General features: G+C 72.1%; 20 protein-coding genes. 13 read left to right on the top strand and 7 right to left on the bottom strand.

Annotation, left to right across the window (positions count from 1 at the left end):
• Window positions 1-69: 69 nt before the first annotated feature.
• From VAB18032_RS14120 to VAB18032_RS14105, 4 genes are all read left to right on the top strand, one after another.
• Window positions 70-3,192, top strand: a complete 3,123-nt coding sequence (locus VAB18032_RS14120) for an ATP-binding protein (protein WP_013733529.1) — start codon at window positions 70-72, stop codon at window positions 3,190-3,192.
• A 100-nt stretch (window positions 3,193-3,292) separates the two neighbouring features.
• Entirely contained in the window at window positions 3,293-4,936 is a 1,644-nt protein-coding gene (locus VAB18032_RS14115; protein WP_013733528.1) for a bifunctional 3-(3-hydroxy-phenyl)propionate/3-hydroxycinnamic acid hydroxylase, read from the top strand.
• A 184-nt stretch (window positions 4,937-5,120) separates the two neighbouring features.
• Window positions 5,121-7,004 (top strand): Xaa-Pro dipeptidyl-peptidase, encoded by a 1,884-nt coding sequence (locus tag VAB18032_RS14110; RefSeq protein ID WP_043724234.1) that lies wholly within the window; start codon window positions 5,121-5,123, stop codon window positions 7,002-7,004.
• Window positions 7,005-7,138: 134 nt separating this feature from the next.
• Window positions 7,139-8,257: a threonine aldolase family protein gene (locus VAB18032_RS14105; protein WP_013733526.1), complete on the top strand. Its 1,119-nt coding sequence runs from the start codon at window positions 7,139-7,141 to the stop codon at window positions 8,255-8,257.
• 5 nt (window positions 8,258-8,262) lie between these two features.
• On the opposite strand, the gene VAB18032_RS14100 is transcribed toward VAB18032_RS14105, so the two are convergent.
• A complete protein-coding gene (locus VAB18032_RS14100; RefSeq protein ID WP_013733525.1) occupies window positions 8,263-8,697 on the bottom strand; it encodes a MarR family winged helix-turn-helix transcriptional regulator in 435 nt (144 codons plus the stop codon).
• A gap of 81 nt (window positions 8,698-8,778) precedes the next feature.
• Between VAB18032_RS14100 and VAB18032_RS14095 the strand changes: the two genes are divergently transcribed.
• Window positions 8,779-10,572 carry an ABC transporter ATP-binding protein gene (locus VAB18032_RS14095; RefSeq protein ID WP_013733524.1) on the top strand — a complete coding sequence of 598 codons (1,794 nt, stop codon included), beginning with the start codon at window positions 8,779-8,781 and terminating at the stop codon, window positions 10,570-10,572.
• Window positions 10,573-10,597: 25 nt separating this feature from the next.
• On the top strand, window positions 10,598-11,431 hold the full coding sequence (locus VAB18032_RS14090; RefSeq protein WP_050814741.1) for a metallophosphoesterase family protein: 834 nt from the start codon (window positions 10,598-10,600) through the stop codon (window positions 11,429-11,431).
• A 28-nt stretch (window positions 11,432-11,459) separates the two neighbouring features.
• On the opposite strand, the gene VAB18032_RS14085 is transcribed toward VAB18032_RS14090, so the two are convergent.
• The gene (locus VAB18032_RS14085) at window positions 11,460-12,431 is read right to left on the bottom strand and encodes a GNAT family N-acetyltransferase (RefSeq protein ID WP_126711998.1); all 972 of its coding nucleotides are present in this window, start codon (window positions 12,429-12,431) and stop codon (window positions 11,460-11,462) included.
• Between the two features lie 101 nt (window positions 12,432-12,532).
• On the opposite strand from VAB18032_RS14085, the gene VAB18032_RS14080 reads away from it, so the two are divergent.
• The 3 genes from VAB18032_RS14080 to VAB18032_RS14070 are packed head-to-tail and all read left to right on the top strand — an operon-like array spanning window position 12,533 to window position 14,840.
• Window positions 12,533-13,459 carry an ABC transporter ATP-binding protein gene (locus VAB18032_RS14080; RefSeq protein ID WP_013733521.1) on the top strand — a complete coding sequence of 309 codons (927 nt, stop codon included), beginning with the start codon at window positions 12,533-12,535 and terminating at the stop codon, window positions 13,457-13,459.
• A gap of 32 nt (window positions 13,460-13,491) precedes the next feature.
• Entirely contained in the window at window positions 13,492-14,286 is a 795-nt protein-coding gene (locus VAB18032_RS14075) for an ABC transporter permease (protein WP_013733520.1), read from the top strand.
• Window positions 14,283-14,840 (top strand): TetR/AcrR family transcriptional regulator, encoded by a 558-nt coding sequence (locus VAB18032_RS14070; protein WP_013733519.1) that lies wholly within the window; start codon window positions 14,283-14,285, stop codon window positions 14,838-14,840. Before VAB18032_RS14075 ends, VAB18032_RS14070 begins: the two co-directional genes overlap by 4 nt.
• Window positions 14,841-14,894: 54 nt before the next feature.
• On the opposite strand, the gene VAB18032_RS14065 is transcribed toward VAB18032_RS14070, so the two are convergent.
• The 3 genes from VAB18032_RS14065 to VAB18032_RS14055 form a co-directional block, all read right to left on the bottom strand.
• Window positions 14,895-16,031 carry an acyl-CoA dehydrogenase family protein gene (locus tag VAB18032_RS14065; protein WP_415878015.1) on the bottom strand — a complete coding sequence of 379 codons (1,137 nt, stop codon included), beginning with the start codon at window positions 16,029-16,031 and terminating at the stop codon, window positions 14,895-14,897.
• 71 nt (window positions 16,032-16,102) lie between these two features.
• On the bottom strand, window positions 16,103-16,747 hold the full coding sequence (locus VAB18032_RS14060; RefSeq protein WP_043720674.1) for a response regulator: 645 nt from the start codon (window positions 16,745-16,747) through the stop codon (window positions 16,103-16,105).
• Window positions 16,744-17,847 (bottom strand): sensor histidine kinase, encoded by a 1,104-nt coding sequence (locus VAB18032_RS14055; RefSeq protein WP_013733516.1) that lies wholly within the window; start codon window positions 17,845-17,847, stop codon window positions 16,744-16,746. Before VAB18032_RS14055 ends, VAB18032_RS14060 begins: the two co-directional genes overlap by 4 nt.
• Window positions 17,848-17,957: 110 nt before the next feature.
• Between VAB18032_RS14055 and VAB18032_RS14050 the strand changes: the two genes are divergently transcribed.
• The 3 genes from VAB18032_RS14050 (at window position 17,958) to VAB18032_RS14040 (ending at window position 20,168) form a co-directional block, all read left to right on the top strand.
• The gene (locus VAB18032_RS14050) at window positions 17,958-18,695 is read left to right on the top strand and encodes an ABC transporter ATP-binding protein (RefSeq protein ID WP_013733515.1); all 738 of its coding nucleotides are present in this window, start codon (window positions 17,958-17,960) and stop codon (window positions 18,693-18,695) included.
• Window positions 18,692-19,459 carry an ABC transporter permease gene (locus VAB18032_RS14045; protein ID WP_013733514.1) on the top strand — a complete coding sequence of 256 codons (768 nt, stop codon included), beginning with the start codon at window positions 18,692-18,694 and terminating at the stop codon, window positions 19,457-19,459. The genes VAB18032_RS14050 and VAB18032_RS14045 overlap by 4 nt, the downstream gene beginning before the upstream one ends.
• A gap of 220 nt (window positions 19,460-19,679) precedes the next feature.
• Window positions 19,680-20,168, top strand: coding sequence for a GNAT family N-acetyltransferase (locus tag VAB18032_RS14040; RefSeq protein ID WP_013733513.1), 489 nt, complete (start codon window positions 19,680-19,682; stop codon window positions 20,166-20,168).
• Window positions 20,169-20,189: 21 nt separating this feature from the next.
• On the opposite strand, the gene VAB18032_RS30105 is transcribed toward VAB18032_RS14040, so the two are convergent.
• Window positions 20,190-20,696, bottom strand: a complete 507-nt coding sequence (locus VAB18032_RS30105) for a DUF6584 family protein (protein ID WP_013733512.1) — start codon at window positions 20,694-20,696, stop codon at window positions 20,190-20,192.
• 64 nt (window positions 20,697-20,760) lie between these two features.
• Between VAB18032_RS30105 and VAB18032_RS30755 the strand changes: the two genes are divergently transcribed.
• Complete coding sequence (locus VAB18032_RS30755; protein WP_013733511.1) at window positions 20,761-22,134, top strand: GNAT family N-acetyltransferase; 1,374 nt, start codon at window positions 20,761-20,763, stop codon at window positions 22,132-22,134.
• A gap of 28 nt (window positions 22,135-22,162) precedes the next feature.
• On the opposite strand, the gene VAB18032_RS14025 is transcribed toward VAB18032_RS30755, so the two are convergent.
• Entirely contained in the window at window positions 22,163-23,107 is a 945-nt protein-coding gene (locus VAB18032_RS14025) for an acyltransferase domain-containing protein (RefSeq protein WP_013733510.1), read from the bottom strand.
• Window positions 23,108-23,163 lie beyond the last annotated feature (56 nt).

The following is a 23,163-nucleotide window of genomic DNA, read 5'->3' as shown; positions in this document are numbered from 1 at the left end:
GGCGACAGGCCGAAGGATCGTCAGCTGGCATACTCGGCCGGGCCAGGTCGGGCCGAAGATGGTGGTGGAGTGCAGTTCCGGGTGCTGGGGCCGCCGGAGGTGGTCCGGGACGGGCAGGTGGTGCCACTCGGTGGGCCCAAGCAGCGGGCACTGCTGGTGCTGTTCCTGCTTCGGCCGAACCGGTTCGTCGCCGCCGACTGGCTGGTCGACGCTCTGTGGGACGGCCGACCGCCGCCCAGTGCGGACATCACCCTGCGCACGTACGTGGCGGGGCTGCGCCGGGCCGTGGAGCCGCACCGCTCCCCCCGCGAGGCGGCCCGCATCCTGCGGAGCCGATCGAAGGGCTACGAGCTTCGCGTCGATCCTGACAGCATCGACGCGACCCGGTTCCGGCAACTGGTGGACCGGGCGGCGGAGCGCCTGAGCGCCGGTGAGCCGGCGGCCGCCGAACGCGACTACCACGACGCGTTACGGCTCTGGCGGGGTGAGCCGATGACCGGAGCGGCCGAGTTGGCCGCGGTACGTCCCGAGGCGGCGCGGTTGGCCGAGCTGCGACTCATCGCCGAGGAGGGACGGTTCACCGCGGCCGTCGCCGCCGGCCGGCACGCGACTGTCCTCGCCGAGCTGCGTCAGTTCGTGGCGGCCCACCCGGTACGCGAGACCGCCCGCGCCCAGTTGATGCTGGCGCTGTACCGGGCCGGCCGGCAGACCGAGGCGCTGGCCACGTACGACGAGGGCCGCCGGATCCTGGTCGACGAATATGGGATCGATCCCGGCGCGCACCTACGGGAGCTGCACACGCTGATCCTGGAGCAGGCGGTCTCGCCGGGCGCGAGCGCCTCACCCGTGCCGGCGCAGGTGGGAACCGGTTCGCGTCTTGTGCCGGTGGGGTCGGGTGACCCGGCGGGAGCGCTGGTGGGTCGGGGTGCCGAGCTGGCCCGGCTGGTGGCGGCGTTGGCCGGGGCGACCCGCGAGCACGGCCGCAGCGCCATCGTGGTCGGTGAACCGGGGATCGGCAAGACCAGCCTGGCCGCGACGGTCGGCGCCGTCGCCCGGGCCGACGGCGTCGCGGTGGTGTGGGGACACTGTCCCGACCTCGGGCAGGCGCCGCCGTTCTGGCTGTGGCGGCAGGTGGTGCGCGGCCTCGTGGCCATGCCACAGGTCGGGGCCAGCGGAACGGTGCGCGGGCTCGACGGGTTCGCCGCTGGGCCGGCCCACGACGCGACCGGCGAGGTCAGCCCCGATCCGGCGGCCCGGTTCCAGGCGTACGAGGCGGTGGCGGAGCTGGTCCGCGCGGCGGCCGAACCGGCGGGGCTGCTCATCGTCCTGGACGATCTGCACGCCGCCGACCCGGACTCGTTGCTGCTGCTGCGTTTCCTCACCACCGCGCTGCCCGGCACCCGCGCCCTGGTGCTGGCCACCCTGCGGCCGTACGAACACGATGCGGCGCTGGTGGCCACGGTGGCGGAGCTGGCCCGCGGCCCCGGCTTCGGTCGACTGCGGCTGACCGGGCTGACCAGCGATGCGGTGGCCGACCTGGTGCGGCGACGCACCGGTGCGCCACCGGCCGGGCCGGCGCTGGCACGGTTGGTCACCCGTACCGGCGGCAACCCGTTCTTCATCACCGAACTGCTGCGTGCCCGCGCCGATCCGGCCGGCACGGACCTGCCGCCGAGCATCCGGGACACCGTCCGGTTGCGCCTCGGTGGGCTGCCCGCAGCGACTCGCGACTGTCTGGCTCTGCTCGCGGCGGCCGGCGACGATCTGGACGCCACCACGATGGCCGAGGTCCTCGAACTGCCGGCCGACGCCGTCGCCGAGGCGTTGAGCGCGGCCTACACCGCCGAGTTGGTCACCGAGGCCGAGCCGGGCGGGGTGCGGTTTCGTCACCCGCTGTTCGCCGAGGTCGCCTACGCCGAGTTGCCGCCGCCGCGGCGGGCCACTCTGCACGCCCGGCTGGCCGGTGTCTACGAACGGTCCGGGGTGGTCGGCCCGGCCGAGTTGGCGCGCCACTACGGGCAGGCCGCGGGACTCGGTCACGAGGCGGAACACCTGCGGTGGTCGCTGGCGGCGGCCGACGACGCCACCCGACGGTTCGCCTACGAGGACGCGCTCGGCCACCTGAACCGGGCGGCACACCGGTTGGCCCGGGCCGTCGGCTCCGCCACGGCGGCCCGCACCGAACTCGACGTGCAACTGCACCGGGCCGCGTTGCTCCAGATGACGGTTGGTGTCGGCGCCGACGCCGTCGACCAGGTCTGCGCCCGGGCGCGCGAGCTGCTCGCCCTGGTCGGGCCGGACACCGACGTACGGCCGGCGTTGTGGGCGCTGGGCGAACTGGCCGCCAACCAGGCCGACTACGCCGGCTGCACCGACCTGGCCGAGCGACTCTGCCAAGCCGGCACCGGCACCGGCACCGATGAGTTGACCGTGGCGGCCGGTGAGTACCTGCTCGGGGTGATCGGCTACTTCACCGGCCGGCTCGACAAGGCCGACCAACGGCTCACCGCCGCGATCGACCGGCTCGGGGCGGTGGACTCGCGGCTGCTGGGCCGGCAGGTGGGTCGCCTGCCGGTGCTGGCCGCCCACAACTTCCGCGCCCTGGTCAGGTCACTGCGCGGTGACCCGGTGGCGGCCCGGCGCGACATCCGGGACGCCGAACTGCTCGCGGAGCGGCTGGACGACCCGTACGGTCGAGCCAACGCCGCCCTGTTCGCGGCCTGGACGGGCCTTCAGGAACGGGACGTGCCGATGGTGCGGGCCGCCGCCGCCCGATGCCAGGAGATCGGCGCGGCCAACGGCATGCCGCACTTCGTGGCCACCGGTGGGTTCTTCCGGGAGTGGGCCGATGCCCGAGGTGGTGCCCCGGAGCGGCTGGCGGCGATGCGCGTCGCGGTGGAGGGCATCTACCGTCCGGGGCTGCGCGCCACCCGCACCGTCACCTTCACCGCGATGGCCGAGGCGTACCTGGCCGCGGGTGACCGGGACACCGCGGCGGCGTTGGCGCAGGACGGCTTGGCCGTGGTGGACCGGCTCGGTGAGACGGTGTTCGCCGCCGAACTGCACCGCATCCGCGGCATCGCCCGCGACGACCCGGCCGCGCTGGCGGCCGGTGCCCGCCTCGCCGAGGAGCAGGGGGCCGAACTGCTGCTGGCCCGGTTCCCACCGCAGCTCGGCGGCCAGTCGGGCTGACCTCAACAACATCTCCACGCCACTTCCACACCCGGCTGCTGTGCTGACCACCGTCAGATCCGACCCGGGCACACCGGGCAATGGTGTGGGAGGAACAGTCATGAAGCCCGCTCAGCCAGCACCGCAGCCGGCAGCCGCAGACGTCGACGTCGTGGTGGTCGGATGCGGTCCGGTCGGCGCGTTGACCGCGAACCTGCTCGGCCTGCGCGGGGTGAGCACACTTGTGGTGGAGCGCAGCACGACGCCGCACGGGCAGCCCCGGGCGTTCTCCTGCGACGACGAGGCGTTGCGGATCTACCAGCAGGTGGGCCTGCTCGACCAGATCGGTGCCGACCTGCACCAGCCGGCCCGGGCCGACTACGTCAACGCCGCCGGGAGGACCTTCGCCACAATCGACTTCTCGCAGGTCGACTTCGGGTTCGGGCACGCGCCGCTGAACTTCTTCGACCAGCCGCGCCTGGAGCACGTCCTGCGGGGCGGGCTCGACAGGTACGACCACGTCGAGCTGCGGCTGGGCACCGAACTGGTAAGCCTCTACCAGGACGACGACCGGGTGCACCTGGTGCTGCGCGAGGTGGCCACCGGGCAGTCGTACCCGGTGCGGGCCCGGTACGTGCTGGGCTGCGACGGCGCCCGCAGCACCACCCGCGCGGCCGTACGCATCCCGCTGGCCGGGGCGAGTTACGCCGAACCGTGGCTGGCCGTCTCCGGTGACGTGCCGGCGGAGGCGATCCGGGCGCCGCACACCACGTTCGTCTGCGACTGGCGACGGCCGGCGTTCGTCTCCCCCGGTGCCCGGGGCAGCTACCGGGCCGAGTTCATGCTCCAGCCGGACGAGACCGAGGCCGACATGACCCGCCCGGAGCGGATCGCCGAACTGGTCGAGCCGTACGTCGATCCGGCCCGGTTCACCGTCACCCGGGCGGTGATCTACACCTTCCACCACCTGATCGCGCAGCGGTGGCGGGAGGGGCGGGTGTTCCTGCTGGGCGACGCCGCCCACCAGATGCCCCCGTTCCTCGGGCAGGGCCTGTGCAGCGGGCTGCGCGACGCGACGAACCTGACCTGGAAGCTCGCCCTGGTGCTCGGGCGCGACGCCGACCCCGCGCTGTTGGACACGTACGAGGTCGAACGGCGTGGGCACACCGCGGCGATGGCGGACACCAGCGTCCGGCTCGGACGGGTGTTCCTGGCCCGCAGTCGCCCCGCCGCCTGGCTGCGGGACACCGCGCTGCGGGCGGTGCAGACCGTGCCCCGGGTTCGCCGGTTCGTGCGACGTTTCGAGTTCAAACCCCTGCCCGCGTACGACCGGGGCCTGTTCGCCGGTGGGCGGCGCCATGGTGCGGTGGGCACGATGTTCCCGCAGCCCCGGGTCACCGTGGCCGGGTCGACCGACCCGGTCCTGCTGGACGAGGTGCTCGGTGCCGGATTCGCCCTGCTGGGCACGGCGGTGCCGGCCGGCGGGTCCGGCTGGCCGGGGGTGCCGGTGCGCACCGTCGTGGTGCATCCGGCGGGCACGGGACCGGCCGCGACCTGTGCCGAGCCCGATGACGGGCAGGTGCATGTCGTCGACGTCGACGGCGTTATCGTCGCGTGGCTGCGTCGGCACCGGTGTGACGCGGTGGTGCTGCGGCCGGACCGGTTCGTCTACGCCCTCGGGTCCGCAGCGGACGACGCGATGCTGCCGTCGCTGGCGGCGGCGCTCGGTACGCCCGGGACCGTCGCTGCGACGCGGTCGACCTGATCGGTCAGCACGCGCGGCGTCCGAAGTCGACCGAACGGCCGGACATCATTGTCCCTTTCCGACTTTCCGCCGGTCAGCGAGTAAGCGGGGTGCCGTCCGCGGGGTGACCAGGTCTAGCATGTGGATCACCAACCGTGACCCCCTGGTTGACATCGGCCAACAGCCGAGTGAAGGGAAACCACACGTGCGTCGAACCCCCCATCTAGCCCTGGTGGGCGTGGGTGTGACCGGTGCGCTGGTGCTCAGCGCCAGCCCGGTCGCCGCGAAACCCGCGCCCGCCTCCACCACCCCCGGCATCGTGGTCAGCGACGGCATGACCCAGCCGGTCTTCTCGCTCGCCGACGCGATCGAGGAGCGGGTGTACGTCGAGACTCCGGTGGACACCGACGGCGACGGCCGTCGTGACCGGGTCGCGATCGACATCTCCCGTCCTCGGGAGACCGCCACCGAAGGCTTCAAGGTGCCGGTCATCTTCGAGCACAGCCCGTACCGCAAGGGCACCTGGGGCAGCGTGCCCTACCACAGCGTGCTTGTCGACGAGCTGCCGCAGAACGGTGTGACCCACCCGTCCGTGTCGCTGTCCGCCGACGTCGAGACGCAGGGCGCGGTGACCAAGCCCAACCTGCCCGGCCAGCTGGACGACTACTACGTGCCGCGCGGGTACGCGGTAGTGCTCGGCCAGAGCGTCGGCACCGGCGACTCGGACGGCTGCCCGACCAGCGGCGACCAGGCCGAGACGCTTGGCACCAAGGCGGTCATCGACTGGCTCAACGGCCGGGCCAAGGGGTACGACGCCAACGGCGCACCGGTCAAGGCCGACTGGAGCACCGGCGCGGTCGGCATGACCGGCGCCTCCTACAACGGCACCCTGCCCAACCAGGTCGCCACCACCGGGGTCAAGGGCCTCAAGACGATCGTGCCGGTCGCCGCGATCAGCAGCTGGTACGACTACTACCGGGCCAACGGTCTGGTCGTCGCGCCCGGCGGCTACCAGGGCGAGGACGCCGACATCCTGGCCAAGTACACCGCCGGTCGGGCCCGCGCCGAGGGCCACTGCGCCGACGAGATGGCCAAGCTGACCGAGGAGCAGGACCGGGTCACCGGCGACTACTCGAAGTTCTGGGCCGACCGCGACTACCTCGACGCCAAGAAGGTCAAGGCCAGCGTCTTCGTGGTGCACGGTCTCAACGACTGGAACGTGCGTACCGAGCAGTTCGCCGGCTGGTGGGACGAGCTGGCCAAGCACAAGGTGCCGCGCAAGCTCTGGCTGCACCAGGGTGGGCACAGTTCGCCGGGCAACACCGCCGCGGTGACCCTGCCCGACGGTCAGACCTGGACGTACAAGCAGACCGAGAACCGCTGGTTCGACTTCTGGCTGTGGAACGTGCCCAACGGCATCATGGACGAGCCGACCGCCGTGGTGCAGCGCGAGGACCGGGTCAACACCACGTACGCCAACTGGCCGGACCCGGCCACCCGTGACGTGAAGCTGGCGCTCGGCGCAACCGACGCGACCAGCCCGGGCACGCTGATCGCCGGCAAGCGCCCCAAGGACGCCACCGTCGAGCAGAGCTTCGTCGACAACGGCCGCACCCTGTCGCCGAACGCGCTCGTCGCCACGCCGGACGCGGCCAACCCGAACCGGCTGGCCTACCTCACCCCGGAGCTGACCCAGGACGTCCGGATCTCCGGGCGCGCGGAGATGCGCCTGCGGATGGCGATCGAGAACAAGTCGGCCGCGAACCTGACCGCGTACCTGGTCAACTACGGCCCGGCCGGCTCGACCGCCGCGCCGACCGTGGTGACCCGCGGCTGGCTCGACCCGCAGAACCGCAAGGACGCGGCGCGCACCGAGCCGCTGAAGCAGGGCAAGCTGTACGACCTGAAGTGGACCCTGGAGCCGAAGGACTACGTCTTCCCGGCGGGTAACCGCATCGGCGTGGTGGTCTTCTCCACCGACCAGGCGTACACCCTGCTGCCCCTGGGTGGCACCGAGTTGCGGGTGGCGCCCAAGCACAGCGAGTTGCGCCTGCCGGTGGTCGGCGGCCAGAAGGCCCTCGCCTTCTGAGTCGACGCCCGACCCGGATGATCCACGGGCCCGCCGCCGGTACGCCGGTGGCGGGCCCGCTCGCTGTCCCGACCCGGCACCAGCCACCCTCAGGTCCTTATTGCAAATAACTTGCAACAAGGTAGGGTGCCGGCATGAACGCTGAGCCACGTACCCCGCAGGACTCCGGCCGACGCCCGGTGACCACCACGGGTCGGACCGTGCGACGGTCCCTGGTGCTGCACTCCGAACTGCATCGCCGTCCCCAGGAGATGCTGCGCGCGATGCTGGCGCAGGTGGACGCCGACACCCCACCCCACGGGCCGGACGGGCCGGTGGCCGCCCTGGAGCGGCGGATCGCCGCGCTGCTCGGCAAGGAGGAGGCGCTGTTCTTCCCGTCCGGGACGATGGCGCAACAGGTCGCGCTGCGCATCCACGCCGACCGCCGGGGACGCCGGGCGTTCGCCGCGCACCCGCAGAGCCACCTGGAGGTCTGGGAACATCGGGGGTACGCCGTCGTCCACGGGCTGCACTGCCACCCGGCCGGCGACCGGCACCGGCTGATGGACCACGACGACCTGGTCGCCGTCGGCGAGCCGCTCGCGGCGGTGGTCTGGGAGCTTCCGCAGCGTGACATCGGCGGCCAACTGCCGCAGTGGGACGACCTGGTCGCCCAGACGACGGCGGTACGCGGACGCGGTGCGGCGACCCATCTGGACGGTGCCCGGCTCTGGGAGGCTCAGACGTACTACGCACGGCCGTTCGCCGAGATCGCCGCGTTGTTCGACACCGCGTACGTCTCGCTCTACAAGGGTCTCCAGGGCACCGGTGGTGCGGTGCTCGCCGGGCCGGCCGACGTCCTGGCCGAAGCCCGGACCTGGCGGCGGCGGCTCGGTGGCGACGTCTACGACGCCTGGCCGCTCGCGCTGGCCGCCCTGCACGGCCTGGACACCCGCCTGCCGCGCCTGCCGGTCTACCGCGACCACGCGCTGGTGATCGCCGCAGCCATCACGGCCGACGGGGTGGCCCGGGTGGTGCCGGATCCGCCGCAGACGCCGCTGTTCCACATCCACCTGCCCGTCGGGCCGGCCGCCGCCGAGCGGGCCGCCGCGGCCCTGCTCGCCGAGACCGGCGTCGAGCTGTTCCGCCGGACCTGGTCGGCGCCGGACCCGCACCGGTGCGCGTTCGAGGTGACAGTCGGGGAGAACGCCATGGCGTTCACTCCCGAGGAGGTCGTCGACCTCCTGCATCGACTGCTGCGGTACGCCGCCTGACCCGATCAGGTCCGGAGAGTACGCAGGATGCGGGTCAGCTCGGCCCGGTCGGCGTCGTCGAGGTGCCCGAAGAAGCGGTCCGCGGCGGCCCGGCGGGCCGCGCGGATCTCGGTGCCGACCCGGTGGCCCTCCTCGGTGAGCGCGACCAGGGTGGCCCGCCGGTCGGCCGGGTCGGGCCGGCGCGCGACGAACCCGCGTTCCTGAAGGTCGTCGATGACTTCGGTGGCCGATCGGGGCGCGATGCGCAGGTGCTCGGCGAGCGTGCCGGGGCGGGCCTCGCCGAGGCGCGCCAACACGCCGAGCGCCCGGGACTGGCTGGGGGTGACCGCCCAGGGTTCGAGGGCCTCGCGGGTCTGCCGGCGCAGCCGCGCCGCCACCGCCCTGAAGGTCTCCGCCAGGCTCTCGTCGTCGTTGACACCGCCGGTGGTGGGCTCGGTCACCGGAATACCGTAGCACGGGATACGGTTGCACCCTCATAGAGAGGTAACCTCAGCATCTGATCCCGACGAGAGGCGGTTCCCTTGGAACCCTCCCCCAGCGGCCGCGACCGCGGCCACCGCACCCTCAGCGCCGAGGAGAAGGCGCAGGCCCGCCAGGTGTCACTGCGCCGCATCGGTCGACTCTTCACCCCGCACCGGCCCGCGCTGGCCGTCGTCACCGCGATCATCGTGGCCTCCTCGATCATCGCAATGGCCACCCCGTTCCTGCTGCGTACGGTGATCGACCGCGCCCTGCCCGAAGGCGACACGACCCTGCTGGTCTGGCTGGTCCTCGGCATGGTCGCGGTGGCCGCCGTCACCGCCGTGCTCGGCGTGGTGCAGACCTGGATCTCCACCCGGGTCGGTCAACAGGTCATGCACCGGCTGCGCACGGACGTCTTCGGCCACCTCCAGCGACAGTCGCTTGGCTTCTTCACCCGCACCCGCACCGGGGAGGTGCAGTCCCGGATCACCAACGACATCGGTGGGATGCAGTCGGTGGTCACCTCCACCGCCACCGCCGTGGCGTCCAACCTCACCACAGTGGTCGCGACCGCGGTCGCCATGGTGGCGCTGTCCTGGCAGCTCTCCCTGGTCTCGCTTGTCGTGCTGCCGCCGGCGATCTGGCTGACCCGCCGGGTCGCCCGGATGCGCCGAGAGATCACCGCCCGCCGCCAGCGCGAACTCGCCGACCTCAACGTCACCGTCGAGGAAGGGCTGTCGATCAGCGGGGTGCAGCTGGCCAAGACCCTCGGCACCGGGCCCGCCCTGATCGACCGGTTCACCGCCTCCTCGGCACGGCTGGTGGACCTGGAGCTGCGCAGCGAACTGGCCGGCCGGTGGCGGATGGCCACGATGAGCATCATCTTCGCCGCCGTACCCGCCGTCATCTACCTCGCCGCCGGTCTGCCCGGCACCGCCGGCACGCTGAGCATCGGCACCCTGGTCGCCTTCACCGCCCTGCAGAGCGGCCTGTTCCGGCCGCTGACCGGGCTGCTCAACGTGGGCGTCTCGCTGGCCGCGTCGCTGGCGCTGTTCGCCCGGATCTTCGAGTACCTCGACCTGCCGGTCGACGTCGACGACCCCGCCGAACCGGTTCGCCTCGACCCCGCCCGGGTACGCGGGCACGTGCGCTTCGAGGACGTCACCTTCACCTACCCGGGCAACGACACCGCCGCCCTCGCCGGGATCAACCTCGACGTACCCGCCGGCGCCCACCTCGCGGTGGTCGGTGAGACCGGCTCCGGCAAGAGCACCCTCGCCGCGCTGATCAGCCGGCTGTACGACCCGACCGCCGGCCGGGTCACCATCGACGGCGTGGACCTGCGCGACCTGCGCCTGGCCGACCTGGCCGCGATCGTCGGCGTGGTCAGTCAGGAGACGTACCTGCTGCACAGCACCGTCCGGGAGAACCTGCGCTACGCCCGGCCGGACGCCACCGACGCCGAGATCGAGCAGGCCGCCCGCGCGGCCCAGATCCACGACCTGATCACCGGCCTTCCCGACGGGTACGACACCATGGTCGGCTCGCGCGGCCACCGGTTCTCCGGCGGCGAGAAACAGCGCCTGGCCATCGCGCGGACGCTGCTGCGTGACCCGCGGATCCTGGTCCTCGACGAGGCCACCAGCGCCCTGGACACCGAGACCGAACGGGCCGTGCAACGGGCCTTCGACGTGCTCGCCGAGGGGCGTACCACGATCACCATCGCCCACCGCCTCTCCACCGTCCGCGACGCCGACCAGATCGTGGTGCTCGACCACGGCCGGATCGTCGAGGCCGGCGACCACCGCAGCCTGAGCAACCGCAACGGCCGCTACGCCAGTCTGGCCTCCTGAAGGCCGGACTGGGATGATCGACGGGATGGCGGGATCACTCTTCGCGACCAGCGACCTGCATGTCGGGTATGCGGAAAATCGACAGATCGTCGACCGGATCGAGCCGGAGTCCGCCGACGACTGGCTGGTCGTCGCCGGTGACGTCGGTGAGCGCTTCGACGACATCGAACGCACGTTGCGCCTGCTGCGTGGCCGGTTCGCCCGGGTGATCTGGGCACCCGGCAACCATGAGCTGTGGACGCACGCGTCGGATCCGGTGCGGCTGCGCGGCGAGCACCGCTACCGGGACCTGGTCCGAATGTGCCGGGACATCGACGTGCTCACCCCGGAGGACGACTACGCCGTCTGGCGAGGGCCGGGCGGGCCGGTGACGATCGCCCCGCTGTTCCTGCTCTACGACTACACGTTCCGGCCGCCGGGCGCGGACACCAAGGAGGAGGCGCTGCGCCAGGCGTACGACAAGGGTGTGGTCTGCGTCGACGAGATGGTGCTGCACCCGGACCCCTATCCGGACCGGGAGGCCTGGTGCCATGCCCGGGTGGCGCTGTCCGAACGTCGCCTGGCGGCGGCGGATCCGGCGATGCCGACGCTGCTGGTCAACCACTGGCCGCTGGTGCGCCAGCCCACCGAGGTGCTGTGGTACCCGGAGTTCGCGCAGTGGTGCGGGACGGTCCTCACCGCCGACTGGCACGTACGGTTCCGGGCCGCCGCGGTGGTCTACGGTCACCTGCACATCCCCCGGACGACCTACTACGACGGCGTACGGTTCGAGGAGGTCTCGCTCGGCTACCCCCGGGAGTGGATCCGCCGGGGCCCGACCCCGGACCCGCTACGTCGGATCTTCGGGACCCCCTCGTGATCGGCGTACCACTGCCGGCGCCCGCGGGTCAGTAGCCGATCGTGCGGTGCAGCCGCAGGAACGTCTCGGTGAAGCCGAGCCTCGGCCAGGTGCGTGAGGACAGCAGGTTTGTCACCCGCCAGTCGGTGACGACGCAGTCGAAGCCACTGTCGACGGCCCAGTCGACGACGGCCGTGCCGAGCGCCCGCCCGGCACCGGCCCCACGGGCGGGCGGGAAGACCGCGGCGTAGCCGAGGAAACCGGCGTTGTCCGGGCGGGCCGGGCCGAGGTGGCTGCTCGACTTCTCCAGCGCACACCCGATCGCGGAGCCGATCACCGTGCCGTCGCGGACGGCGACGAAGGTGGCGTACTCCGGGTTGTCGATGTCGTCGGCCCAGTCGTCGAGGCTCTCCTCGACGGTGCCGATCCGGCCGGCCGAGAAGGTCGGGGACAGGCCCTGGTGCGCCGGTAGTTCCAGGTCGAGCCGGGCGAGGTCCGGGATGTCCGCGCGGGTGGCCCGGCGTACCGTCAGGTCTTGCGCCAGGGGCTTCGTGGCCAGCTTCGTCGCCGGCCGGACGGCGTGCGCGTGCTGCTGGCCGAAGCCCAGCCGGAACCAGGCACGGACCAGTTCCTGGTCGTCAGCCGGCACCACGACGTAGTGCGCGGTGCGGCCCTCGTCGACCCAGCGGGTCGCGGCCGCCGCGTACAGGTCGCGCATCGTCTCGGCGTCGGTGGCCGCCTGGCCGGCCGCTTCCACCCAGATGTTCGGCCCCCACAGCGGCGAGGTCTTCGGCGCACCGAGCAGGAACCCGACCGGTACGCCGGCCCGGATCGCGACCGCGCCGGAGGCGTCCGGTGCCTTGAACGCGGCGGTCACCTCGGCGACGGCGGTCTCGGGTGCCTCGAAGCGGGGCGAGAGCAACGGCTGCGCGAGACGCTGCCGGCGGTGCCGCTGTGCCAGCAGCGCGCCGCAGGCCGTCAGGTCGCCGGCCTCGATCGGCCGGATCTCCACCGGGGACATGGGCGGCACACTAACGCGAGCCCGCACGCCTGGCACCCGATTTTCGGGCCCGGCACTCCCCCGATGCCACCACCCTACCTAACGGTAGGTAGGGTGGTGGCATGACAACCGATCCGATCGTGCAGGCCGTCGAGCTCACCAAGGTCTACGAAACCCGCCGGGCGCTCGACGACCTCGCGCTTCGTGTGCAACCGGGTAGCCGGTTCGTCGTGCTCGGGCACAACGGCGCGGGCAAGTCGACGCTGCTGGAGATCATCGCGACGCTGCGGGTGCCGACCTCCGGCTCGGTACGCGTCGGCGGCTTCGACACGGTGCGCCAGCCGCGAGAGGCGGGGCGCCTGATCGGCCTCGCACCGCAGTCGAACGCCCTGGACCCGCTGGCCACCCCGACGGAGGTGCTCGACTTCCAGGCGGTGGCCCTGGGCCTGGGGCGTCGTCAGCGCACCCGCCGCACCCGTGATCTGCTCGACCTGTTCGGCCTGGGCGAGCACCGCGCGTCCCGGGTGGCCACCCTGTCCGGGGGCACCTGCCGCAAGCTGGACCTGGCCGTGGCACTGGTCGCCGAGCCGACGTTGGTGATCCTGGACGAGCCGACCACCGGCCTCGACCCGCTCGCCCGCATCGACTTCTGGGCCGAACTGACCCGGCTCAACTCCGACGGCACGACCCTGCTCATCTCGACTCAGGACCTGCACGAGGCCGACGTCCTCGCCACCGACATCGCGGTGCTGCGCGAGGGCAGGGTCGTCGCCCAGGGCACCCCGGCCGCACTCAAGCAACGCGTGGGTACGCGCACGCTGACCCTCGACCTGTCCACCGACGCCGCCTCGGCCGCCCTCGTCTCCTCCTCCCGTGTCGGATTCCTCCCCGACGACCACGGCAACCGGGTACGCCTCGGCATCTCCGACGACCCGGCGGCGCTGCGGGACGCGCTGACCGAGATCAGTGGCGTGGCCGGCGAGATCACCGGACTTCACCTCTCCGAACCCTCGCTCGACGACGTGTTCGTCGCCCTGGCCGCCCGCTGACCTCCCGCCGCTACCCGAAAGGCGTTCTTCCGATGACCCTCCCGTTGGCTGTCGCCGCACCTCGACGTACCCCGACTCCCGTCGTCCTGGCGGCCGTGCGGCGGTCCACCCGAGCCGTGCTCCGCTCACCCGCGCTGCTTGTCGCACCCGTCGCGCAGAGCCTGTTCTTCCTGCTCGTCTATGCCGGACAGCTCAGCACCGTCGGCAGTTCCTACCTGCCCGGGACCGGCTTCATCGCGTTCCTGCTCCCGCTGATCCTGCTCACCGGGGTCGCCACCGGCGCGGGTGCCGCCGGCACGCTCGTGCTGCGCGACATCACCAGTGGTTACCTCGACCGCCTCCGGCTCGCCCACGGCAGCACCACCCCGTTCCTCGTCGGCCCGGTCGGGGCCGCGCTGGTCGCGGTCGTCGTGCAGATGGTGATCACGGTCGTCGGGGCGACGGTGATCGGCTACCGGCCGCAGAGCTGGCCCGGGGTGTTCACGATGCTGCTGTTGCTGGTGGCGCTGGGGCTCGGTGTCGCGCTGCTGAGCACCGCGCTGGCGATCCGGTCGGCCTCGGCGTCCACCACCGGGCTGGTTCCGCTCGCCGTGTTCGGGCTGTCCTTCTTCACCGGTGTCTTCGCGCCGGTGGACGAACTCGCGACCTGGATGCGGTTGATCGCCACGGTCAACCCGCTGACCTATATCGTCGAAACCGCCCGTCAACTCGGCAGTGGCGACACGCTCACCGCTGCCCCGGTCGGCGTCACGGCAGTCGCCTTCCTCGCTGTTGCCGGGATCGTCGCCTGTGCCCTGGCCCTGCGCAACGCGAGGAAGAAGCGATGAGTCCGCACACCGACACCCGCGCCCAGATCATGGACGCCTTCGCCGAGCAACTCGCCGCGACCGGCTACCAGGGCATCTCGTTGGCGCAGGTGGGGCGGACCGTCGGCATCCAGAAGCCGTCCATCTACCACCATTTTCCGGGCGGCAAGGAGGACCTCTACATCGCGGTCGCCGAGCGTTACATCCGCGACGTCGGTGGGCGGCTCGCCGCCGCGCTCGTCGACCATCGTGACGTCGAGGAGCGACTGGGCACGCTCGCCGCAGTGGTGGCCGGGCAGAAGGGTGAGTCGATCACCTTCGAGCAACGCATCTACGACGCGCTGCACCTGGTCTCCGACGAAACCCGTGACCACGTACGGGCCTGCTACGTGAATCTGGTGCTGGACCCGGTCACCGCGTTCTTCACCTCGGCGCGCGACCAGGGGGTCGTCGCCGGCGAGCCGGCGTTCCTGATGAACGCGTTCCTGCATCTGGCCCGCGCCGCGGATCTCACCGACGACACCGACCCGACCAGGATCGTCGCCCTCTTCCTCGACGGCGCACGCCCCCGATGACCCGCCCGCCGCAGGGAGCGTGCCCGGCCTGGGGTTCGCCGGGCACGCCTCGGCTCAGCGGAAGGCGGAGTGGCCGGTGAGCACCTGACCGATGATCAGCTGGTGAACCTCGGAGGTGCCCTCGTAGGTCAGCACGGACTCCAGGTTCGCGGCGTGCCGGATGACCGGGTAGTCGAGGGTGATGCCGGCCGCGCCGAGGATGGTGCGGCATTCCCGGGCGATGGCGATGGCCTCCCGGACGCTGTTGAGCTTGCCGAGGCTGACCTGCCGGTGGTCCAGGGTGCCGGCGTCCTTCGCCGCGCCGAGATGCATCGCCAGCAGCATCCCCTTGCCCAGTTCCAGGCTCATGTCGGCGAGCTTGAGCTGGGTGGCCTGGTACGCGGCGAGCGGCCGGTCGAAGATCTGCCGGCTGCGGGCGTACTCGACAGTGGTCTGAAGGCAGTCGTGGGCCGCGCCGAGCGCCCCGAAGACGATGCCGAAGCGGGCCTCGTTGAGGCAGGACAGCGGCCCGGACAGGCCCGCCGCCGCCGGCAGCATGGCGTCGGCGGGCAGCCGCACGTCGTCGAGGACGAGTTCGGAGGTGACCGAGGCACGCAGCGACTGCTTGCGGGTGATCTCGGCGGTGGTGAAGCCGGGTGTGCCGGCGGGCACCAGGAACCCCCGTACGCCCTCGTCGGTGCGGGCCCAGACCACCGCGACGTCCGCGATCGACCCGTTGGTGATCCACATCTTGGTGCCGGTCAGCACCCAGTCGCTGCCGTCGCGGCGGGCCCGGGTACGCATGCCGGACGGGTCCGAGCCGAAGTCCGCCTCGGTCAGCCCGAAGCAGCCGATCGCCGCACCGGCGGCCATCGGGGGCAGCCACTGCTGCTTCTGCTCCTCCGAGCCGAACCGCCAGATCGCGTACATGGCCAACGAGCCCTGCACGGAGACCAGGGAGCGCAGGCCCGAGTCGCCGGCCTCCAACTCGAAGCAGGCCAGCCCGTACGCGGTGGCGGAGGTGCCGGCGCAGCCGTACCCCTGCAGGTGCATCCCGAGTACGCCGAGTTCACCCAGCTCGACGGCCAACTCCCGGGCCGGCAGCTGACCGTCGTCGTACCAGGTCGCGATCTGCGGCCGGATCCGCCGGTCGACGAACTCGCGCACGGCAGCCTGCAACTGCCGGGTGTCGTCGTCGATCAGCGAGTCGATCCCGAAGTAGTCGAGGGTGGACGCGGGAACGGTCAAGGTCACGGTCGGCTTCCTTTTCGGCGTGGTCAGAGTCAGTCGAGGATGCCCTCGTGCAGGGCGCGCAGCACCGCGTTCGTCCGGTCCCGGGCGCCGAGCTTGGTCAGGATCATGGAGACATGGTTCTTGACCGTACCCTCGGCCAGGAAGAGCGCACCGGCGATCTCCCGGTTGCTGTAACCGTGCGCGACCAGCCGCAGCACCTCCCGCTCACGCTCGGTGAGGCTCTGCACGGTGGGCGCGTCCGGGCCGGCCGGTGAGGGGCCCGAACGGATCGCCCGCAGCATCCGGTCGGTGATCGACGGGGCGATGAGCGTGCCACCGTCGGCGAGCGTGTGGATCGCCCGGGTCAGCTGCTCCAGCGTCACGTCCTTGAGCAGGTAGCCGCGCGCCCCCGCGCGGAGGGCACCGAGCACCAGCGCGTCGTCGTCGAACGTGGTCAACACCAGCACCGGGATGTCGATGTCGGCGGCCTTGAGCTGTTCGATGGTCCAGATGCCGTCGAAGCGGGGCATCCGCAGGTCCAGCAGGATCACGTCGGGCATGGTCTGTGCGATCACCGACAGCGCGGCCCGGCCGTCGGCGGCCTCACCGACGACGTCGACCTGGGCGACCTCCAGCAGCCCACGGATGCCCTGCCGGACGAGGGTCTGGTCGTCCACGACCACCACTCGGATCATGGCGTGGGCACCCGTGCGGTCACCCGGAAGCCCGCCGAGCCGTCGATGACCACCTCGCCGCCGAGCGCCTCGAAGCGTTCCCGCAACCCTCGCAGCCCGTTGCCGAACGTCGGCCTACGCGCGCCGCGTCCGTCGTCGTGCGCGTCGAGCACCGCGGCACCGCCGTCACCGGTGACCGAGATCCGCAGCCGCTGCGCCTCGGCGTGCCGGATGGTGTTGGTGATGATCTCCTGTGCCGCGCGGACGAACGCCGCCGCGCGCTCCTCGTCCACCTGTACGTCGGCCGACACGTCGATCGACACGTCGAGGCCGGGCAGGTCACGCGCCATCCGCCGGAGCGCCTGACCGAGATCGACGGTCTCCGTACGCAACTGTCCGACCGTGGCCCGGACGTCGCCGAGCAGGTCCCGGGCGACACGGTCGGCCCGCTCCACGTGCTCCCGCGCCGCAGCACCGTCGCGGTGCCGGGCGGTCTCCAGCTCCAGGGTCAACACGGTCAACTGGTGGCCGATCAGGTCGTGCAGTTCCCGGGAGATCCGCAGACGTTCCTCGGTCCGCGCCGATTCCTCCAGGCGCAGACCGGCGGCCTTCAACTCGACGTGTGCGGCGGCCAGCTCACGACGCATCCGCTGTTCGCGCAGCAGGGTCATCGAGCTGAGCAGCGAGGCCAGCTGGATGAGCAGGTAGAAGCCGACGATCAGGGTCAGCTCCGCCGGCGTACGCGTGGTCGGCACCGCGACGAGGATGATCACCGCCGTGTTGAGGCCGACCACGGTCAGCCCGACGGACAGCGGAACCACGTAGACGCTCACCGCGGCGGTGAGGACCAGCAGCACGGGCAGCAACCCCAGGTGTCGCGCGGTGAGCACCAACGTCCAGGCGGCGACGACGGCCACCCCGTACGCCACGTACCGCGACCGGCCCTGCTCGGGCGCGGCCGTCGCGGTGAGCAGCGCCGCCAGCAGCAGGACGAACAGGGCGAGCCACCAGCCCCGTCCGATCATCAGCTCGGCCGCGCCGAACAGGCCGGGGGCGGCAACGGCCACCGCCACCACGAGCATCGCCAGACCGGACCACTCCTCGGTGCCGACACGTCGCATGTCCCCACCCTAGGTGGGGTTCGTCCTGGTCACCGGTGCCGGAAGTCATGGTCGCCGGTGATGACTTCCGGCACCGGACATCGTCCCGGCGACGCTCGTAGCGTCGGAGCATGACCAGTTCCGAGACGGCCGTCCTCGCCGAGAACCTCGCCAAGAGCTACCGCCACGTCCAGGCGGTGGCGCAGGTGAGCCTGCGGGTCGCGCCCGGCGAGACCATGGGCATCCTCGGCACCAACGGTGCCGGCAAAACGACGACCATCGAGATGATCGCCGGCCTGCGGGTGCCCGACCGAGGGCAGGTACGCGTCCTCGGCCTCGACCCCCGTCGCGACCGCGCCCGACTGCGGCAGGTGCTCGGCGTCCAGCTTCAGGACGCCTACCTGCACCACGCGCTGCGCGTCAGCGAACTGGTCGAGCTGTACCGCAGCTTCTATCCCGATCCGCGTCCCGCCGACGAACTGCTGGAACTGGTCGACCTGACCCGGCAGCGCCGGACCATCTTCGAGAAGCTCTCCGGTGGGCAGAAGCAGCGGCTCTCCATCGCCCTCGCGCTCGTCGGGCGGCCACGGGTCGCGATCCTCGACGAGCTCACCACCGGCCTGGACCCGGCGGCCCGGCGACGCATGTGGAGCGCCATCGAGCAACTCAAGTCCGAGGCGGTCACCGTCCTGCTGGTCAGCCACGCGATGGAGGAGGTCGAACGGCTCTGCGACCGGGTCGCCGTCCTCGACGCCGGCCGGGTCGTCGCGGTGGACACGCCCGCCGGGCTGCGTGCCCGGGCCGGCACCGACACCCTCGACGACGCGTTCGTCACGTTGACCGGCAAGGACCTCGAGGAGGCGACATGACCACCGCGATCATGCCCCATCGGCCCGGGGCACGCGCTCTGCTCGTCCTGGTCGGCTGCGAGGCCAGGATGGTCGTACGGGACACCGCAGGGCTTGTCGTCCCGCTGGGCCTGCCGCTGCTGATCCTGCTGACCAGCGCCGGTTCCGCCGGTAACCAGGTCGTGGCCGACGGGCGTACGGCGTTGGAGGTGTACGTCCTTCCGCTGGTGGTCACCATGGTCGTGGCGATGATCGGCATCATCAACATGCCGAGCTTCCTGGCCTACTACCGGCGCTCGGGCATCCTGCGGCGGCTGGCGGTCACCCCGCTCTCGCCGGCCCTGGTGCTGGCCGCCCAGGCGATCGTGAGCGTCGCGCAGACGCTCGTCGGCATCACGGTGGCCGCCGGGGTGGCGGTGCTGCTGTTCGACGCCCGCCCGCCGGCCGACGTCGCGGTGGCGCTCGGCGTGCTGGCGCTCACCATGGCGGCGATGTACGCCATCGGCATGCTTGTCGCGGCGGTCGCACCGACACCGAACTCGGCCGTGGCCCTCGGCCTTGTCGCGTTCTTCCTCCTCGGTGCCCTCGGCGGCATGTTCGGTGGCCGGCAGGCGTTGCCCGATCCGCTCGCCGACCTCGGCGGCTGGCTGCCCTTCGGCGCCGCCGTGGACGCCATCTCGTCCGCCTGGACCGGCGCGGCCGTCGACGCCACTGCCCTGCTCGGTCTCGGCGCGACAGTCCTCCTCGGCACCCTGGTAGCCGCCCTCCTGTTCCGCTGGGAATAACCCCGACGAACTCGACCCTGACATCGCCCCCGACCACGACGGCGTGGGCTCGCGACCGTCCAGAAGGGGGTGGATTCACGCTCGATCCGGGATCGAGTGGCTAGCCATCGCGCGAAGGCCACTCGATCCCGGACAGAGCACGATCATGGACAGGGCGGGCGAGCGGGCGGGGCATGCCGGGCGGGGACGGGGCGGGGGCGGGGCGGTGGAGAATCGGGCGGTGACTGGCCCCCTCATCCGAGACCGTACGCAGGCCGACCTACCCGCCTGCGTGCAGCTGCTGACCGAGGTGCACCGCGCCGACCGCTACCCGCTCAACTGGCCGGCCGACCCGTACCGCTGGTTGTGCCCGGCGCGGCTGCGCCAAGCGTGGGTCGCCGTGAGCGAGAGCGGCGACCTGGTCGGGCACCTCGCCGTTCAACAGACACCAGACCACGGGGCCGAGGTGGTCCGGTTGTTCGTCGCACCCGTCCACCGTCGCCGCCGCGTCGGCACCGCCCTGCTGCGGCGGATCGCGCAGTGGGCCGACGATCAGCAGATCGATCTGACGTTGCAGGTGGTCGACCGGGCCGGCTCGTCGGCCGTGGCGCTGTACGAAGAGCAGGGGTGGCGCCACAGCGGCACGAGCACTGCGGACTGGACCGCTGCGGACGGCCGGCCAGTGACCGTACGCCACTATGTCCTCTCCCCCGGCCGGCTCCCTCGTTGACCTGCCCCGCCTGGTCGGGGCCTAGAAGATCCAGCGGATCACGGTGACGAGCCCGATCACGGCGAGCCCCACGGCGCTCACGCCGAACGCGGTCGCCACCAGGCAGGGGAACGTGACGCTCCAGAAACCGGGAGGTGCGGGTTCCGGTCCGTTCTCGGTCCAGGTCACGCGGCCCAGGCCCTCTGCACCGGCCTGCTCGATCAACCGCGTCAGCCGCGCCCCGGCCACGGGCCCGAGGTGGTCGACCGTGTCGGCGTTGACGCGCAGCAACCGCAGACGTCGCCAGGCGCTCGGGTGGGCTCGTTCGAACGCCGCGACCTCCGGCGTGGTGGCGTCCTCGCTGAGAAAGCCCCACCGCCCGGCTTCGACCATGTTGCCCACCTGCCGGTACAGCGCCGCACGCCGGGCCCGCAGTTCCAGATCGTCGGGGTGGGCGGCGGTGAGGCTCGCCAGGCGCTGCATGGCAGGGTGGTAGTGCCCGCGCCGCAGATCCTCGGTGACCTTCGCCAGCACCTGCGCTTTCCCCATGCCCGTCATGGTGCAAGATCGGGCGGTCGCTTCGAAAGCCGATTTGGGAAGGCGAGATCGACCCATGGAGATCCGGGAGATCGCACCCGGCGGGGACGAGTCCCTGGCGCGGGCGCTGCTGGCGGTGCAGCATGCGGCGTACGCGGTGGAGGCGGCGATCATCGGCGACGACCGGATCCCGCCGCTGCACGAGACGCTCGACGAGGTGCGTGCCGCGCCGCTGAGGTGGCTCGGCGCCTTCCAGGAGCACCGGCTGATCGGGGCGATCGGCTGGTCGCAGGACGACTCGGTGGTGGACATCGACCGGCTCGTCGTCGACCCGGCGGCGCATCGGCGAGGTGCCGGCAGGGCGTTGGTGGGCGCAGTTCTCGCCTCGGCCGGTCACCGTCGAGTCGTCGTGGCGACGGGACGGGACAACCGGCCCGCCAGGGGGTTGTACGAGGGTCTCGGGTTCGTGCGGACCGGCGAGGTGGAGGTCATCCCCGGTCTCTGGATCACGCGGTACGCCCACCCTCCGACGGCGGTGCAGTCGGCGAAGGACGCCGTTGGCGCATCCGACCGGGCCGATCGCACCGGGCCGCTGCCAGCGGTGTCGGGCTGGGACGAGGCCCTCGCACCACGGCAGCGGGCCCTGCTGCGGCGGTGGCTTCCGGGCGCGACCCTCGTGCGGGACCACAGCTGGGGTCTGGTGGCGACGCGCGTGATCGAGGTGTCCTGCGCGGGGTCACGGTTCATCGTCAAGGCCGGTGGTGCCGACGACCGCCACATCGAGCGGGAACTGCACGCCCACCGCACCTGGTTGCGGCCCTGGACCGACCGGGGTCGCGCGCCGATGCTGGTGCACGGCAGCGCGGAGGACCAGCTCCTCGTCACCCGCTACCTGCCCGGGGAGCTCGTGCTCGGCACCGGGCACGCCGATCAGTCCGACACGTACCGGCAGGCGGGCGAGTTGCTGGCGCTGCTGCACGCCCAGAGCGCCGTCGTCGACGACGACTACGAGCGACGGGAGAACGAACGGTCACTGGCCTGGCTCGACCGGCCGCACCGGATCGCCGCGGGCACCGTCGCGCGGCTGCGCGCCGAGATCGCCGACTGGCCGACCCCGCCGGCGACCCTCGTGCCCACCCACGGGGACTGGCAGCCCCGCAACTGGCTCGTGCACGACGGCGTCGTGAGCATCATCGACTTCGGCCGGGCGGCGCTGCGTCCCGCGCTCACCGACTTCGCCCGGCTGGCGGTGCAGGACTTCCGTCGCGATCCGCGCCTGGAAGCGGCCTTCCTCGACGGGTACGGCGCTGATCCGCGCGAGGCGGACGCGTGGTACCGCACCCTGGTCCGCGCGGCGATCGGCACCGCGGCGTGGGCCCACCAGGTGGGTGACGAGTCGTTCGAGGCCCAGGGTCATCGGATGCTCGCCGAGGTGTTGGCGGCGACGTAGGCGCGTGTCGGTCGCCGCCGGGCGTGCGCTAGAGGGGGAATCGGCCGCGCCGCCACTGCCAGTGGTGGCCGGCGGCCAAATGGTCGATGATCGCGCGTTGCAGCACGGTACGGCGGGGCAGTGCGTCCAGTGGCGTGCTCAGGGTACGGAACACGAACCGCAGGACTTCGACGTCGGCGTCCAGCCCGTCGGGCTGCTCGTAGGGCTCCAGCTCGAACCGGCGCTGGAACCGGATGATGTTGGAGTCCTCGGGCAGGTACTCCGCCAGCTGCGGATCGAGCAGCCACGAGCCGCAGGCGAACGCGGTGTAGTGCTCGTCGGGGAAGTGGCGTGGGAAGAACGCCCGCGCCTGGTCCAGCGACGCGTCGATCGCCTCGGGGCTCAACGGCCCGGAGTCCGGGATGTGCAGGTCGATGGTGGTGCCGGCGCGGTGATGCTGCAACCGGCCCAGCTCGTACAGGCTGCCGCGAATGTGCAGCGTCAGCCAGCTCTGCATGACCGGCCAGCCCTCGCCGCGCATCCGCCGGTCGATCGCCAGGTTCCGGCCCAGGTCGGCGAGGGTCGTCCAGGACACCGCGTCGGCGATGCCGTGGTCGCGGTGGTACGCCATGGCGACGTCGACCAGGGCCAGGTACGCGTACACGTAGAGGTGCCGCCAGGCGGGACCTCGGTCACGGGGCAACTCCGGACCGGGCACCAGCCAGCCGTGGCCCCCGAGATCGGCGCGGACCAGCGCGATCGAGCGGTCGAGCAGCCACCGCAGCTCCGGCGTCCACTGTGGTGAGCCTGGGTCGGGCCAGCCCGCGATGATCTCGGCGGCGTCGTCGGGCGGGACTGCGAGCCGGGCGAGGATCGCCGGTGCGTCGGATGCGGCCGGCAGCGGCGCCGACGGGCGGTCACCGGCGAGCCGGTGCACCCGCTCGACCTCCTCGACGGGCACTGCGAGTCGGGCGGCGGTGTCGACAGGGTCCACCGGCCGACCCTACCGACCGGCGGTCCGGAGCAGAAGGCGACAGATGCCCGGCGGTC

It is taken from the genome of Micromonospora maris AB-18-032, from assembly GCF_000204155.1.
In the GTDB taxonomy this organism is placed as follows: domain Bacteria; phylum Actinomycetota; class Actinomycetes; order Mycobacteriales; family Micromonosporaceae; genus Micromonospora; species Micromonospora gifhornensis.
The sequence above is the reverse complement of the archived record's forward strand: the minus strand, read 5'-3'. Positions and strand labels throughout refer to the sequence as shown.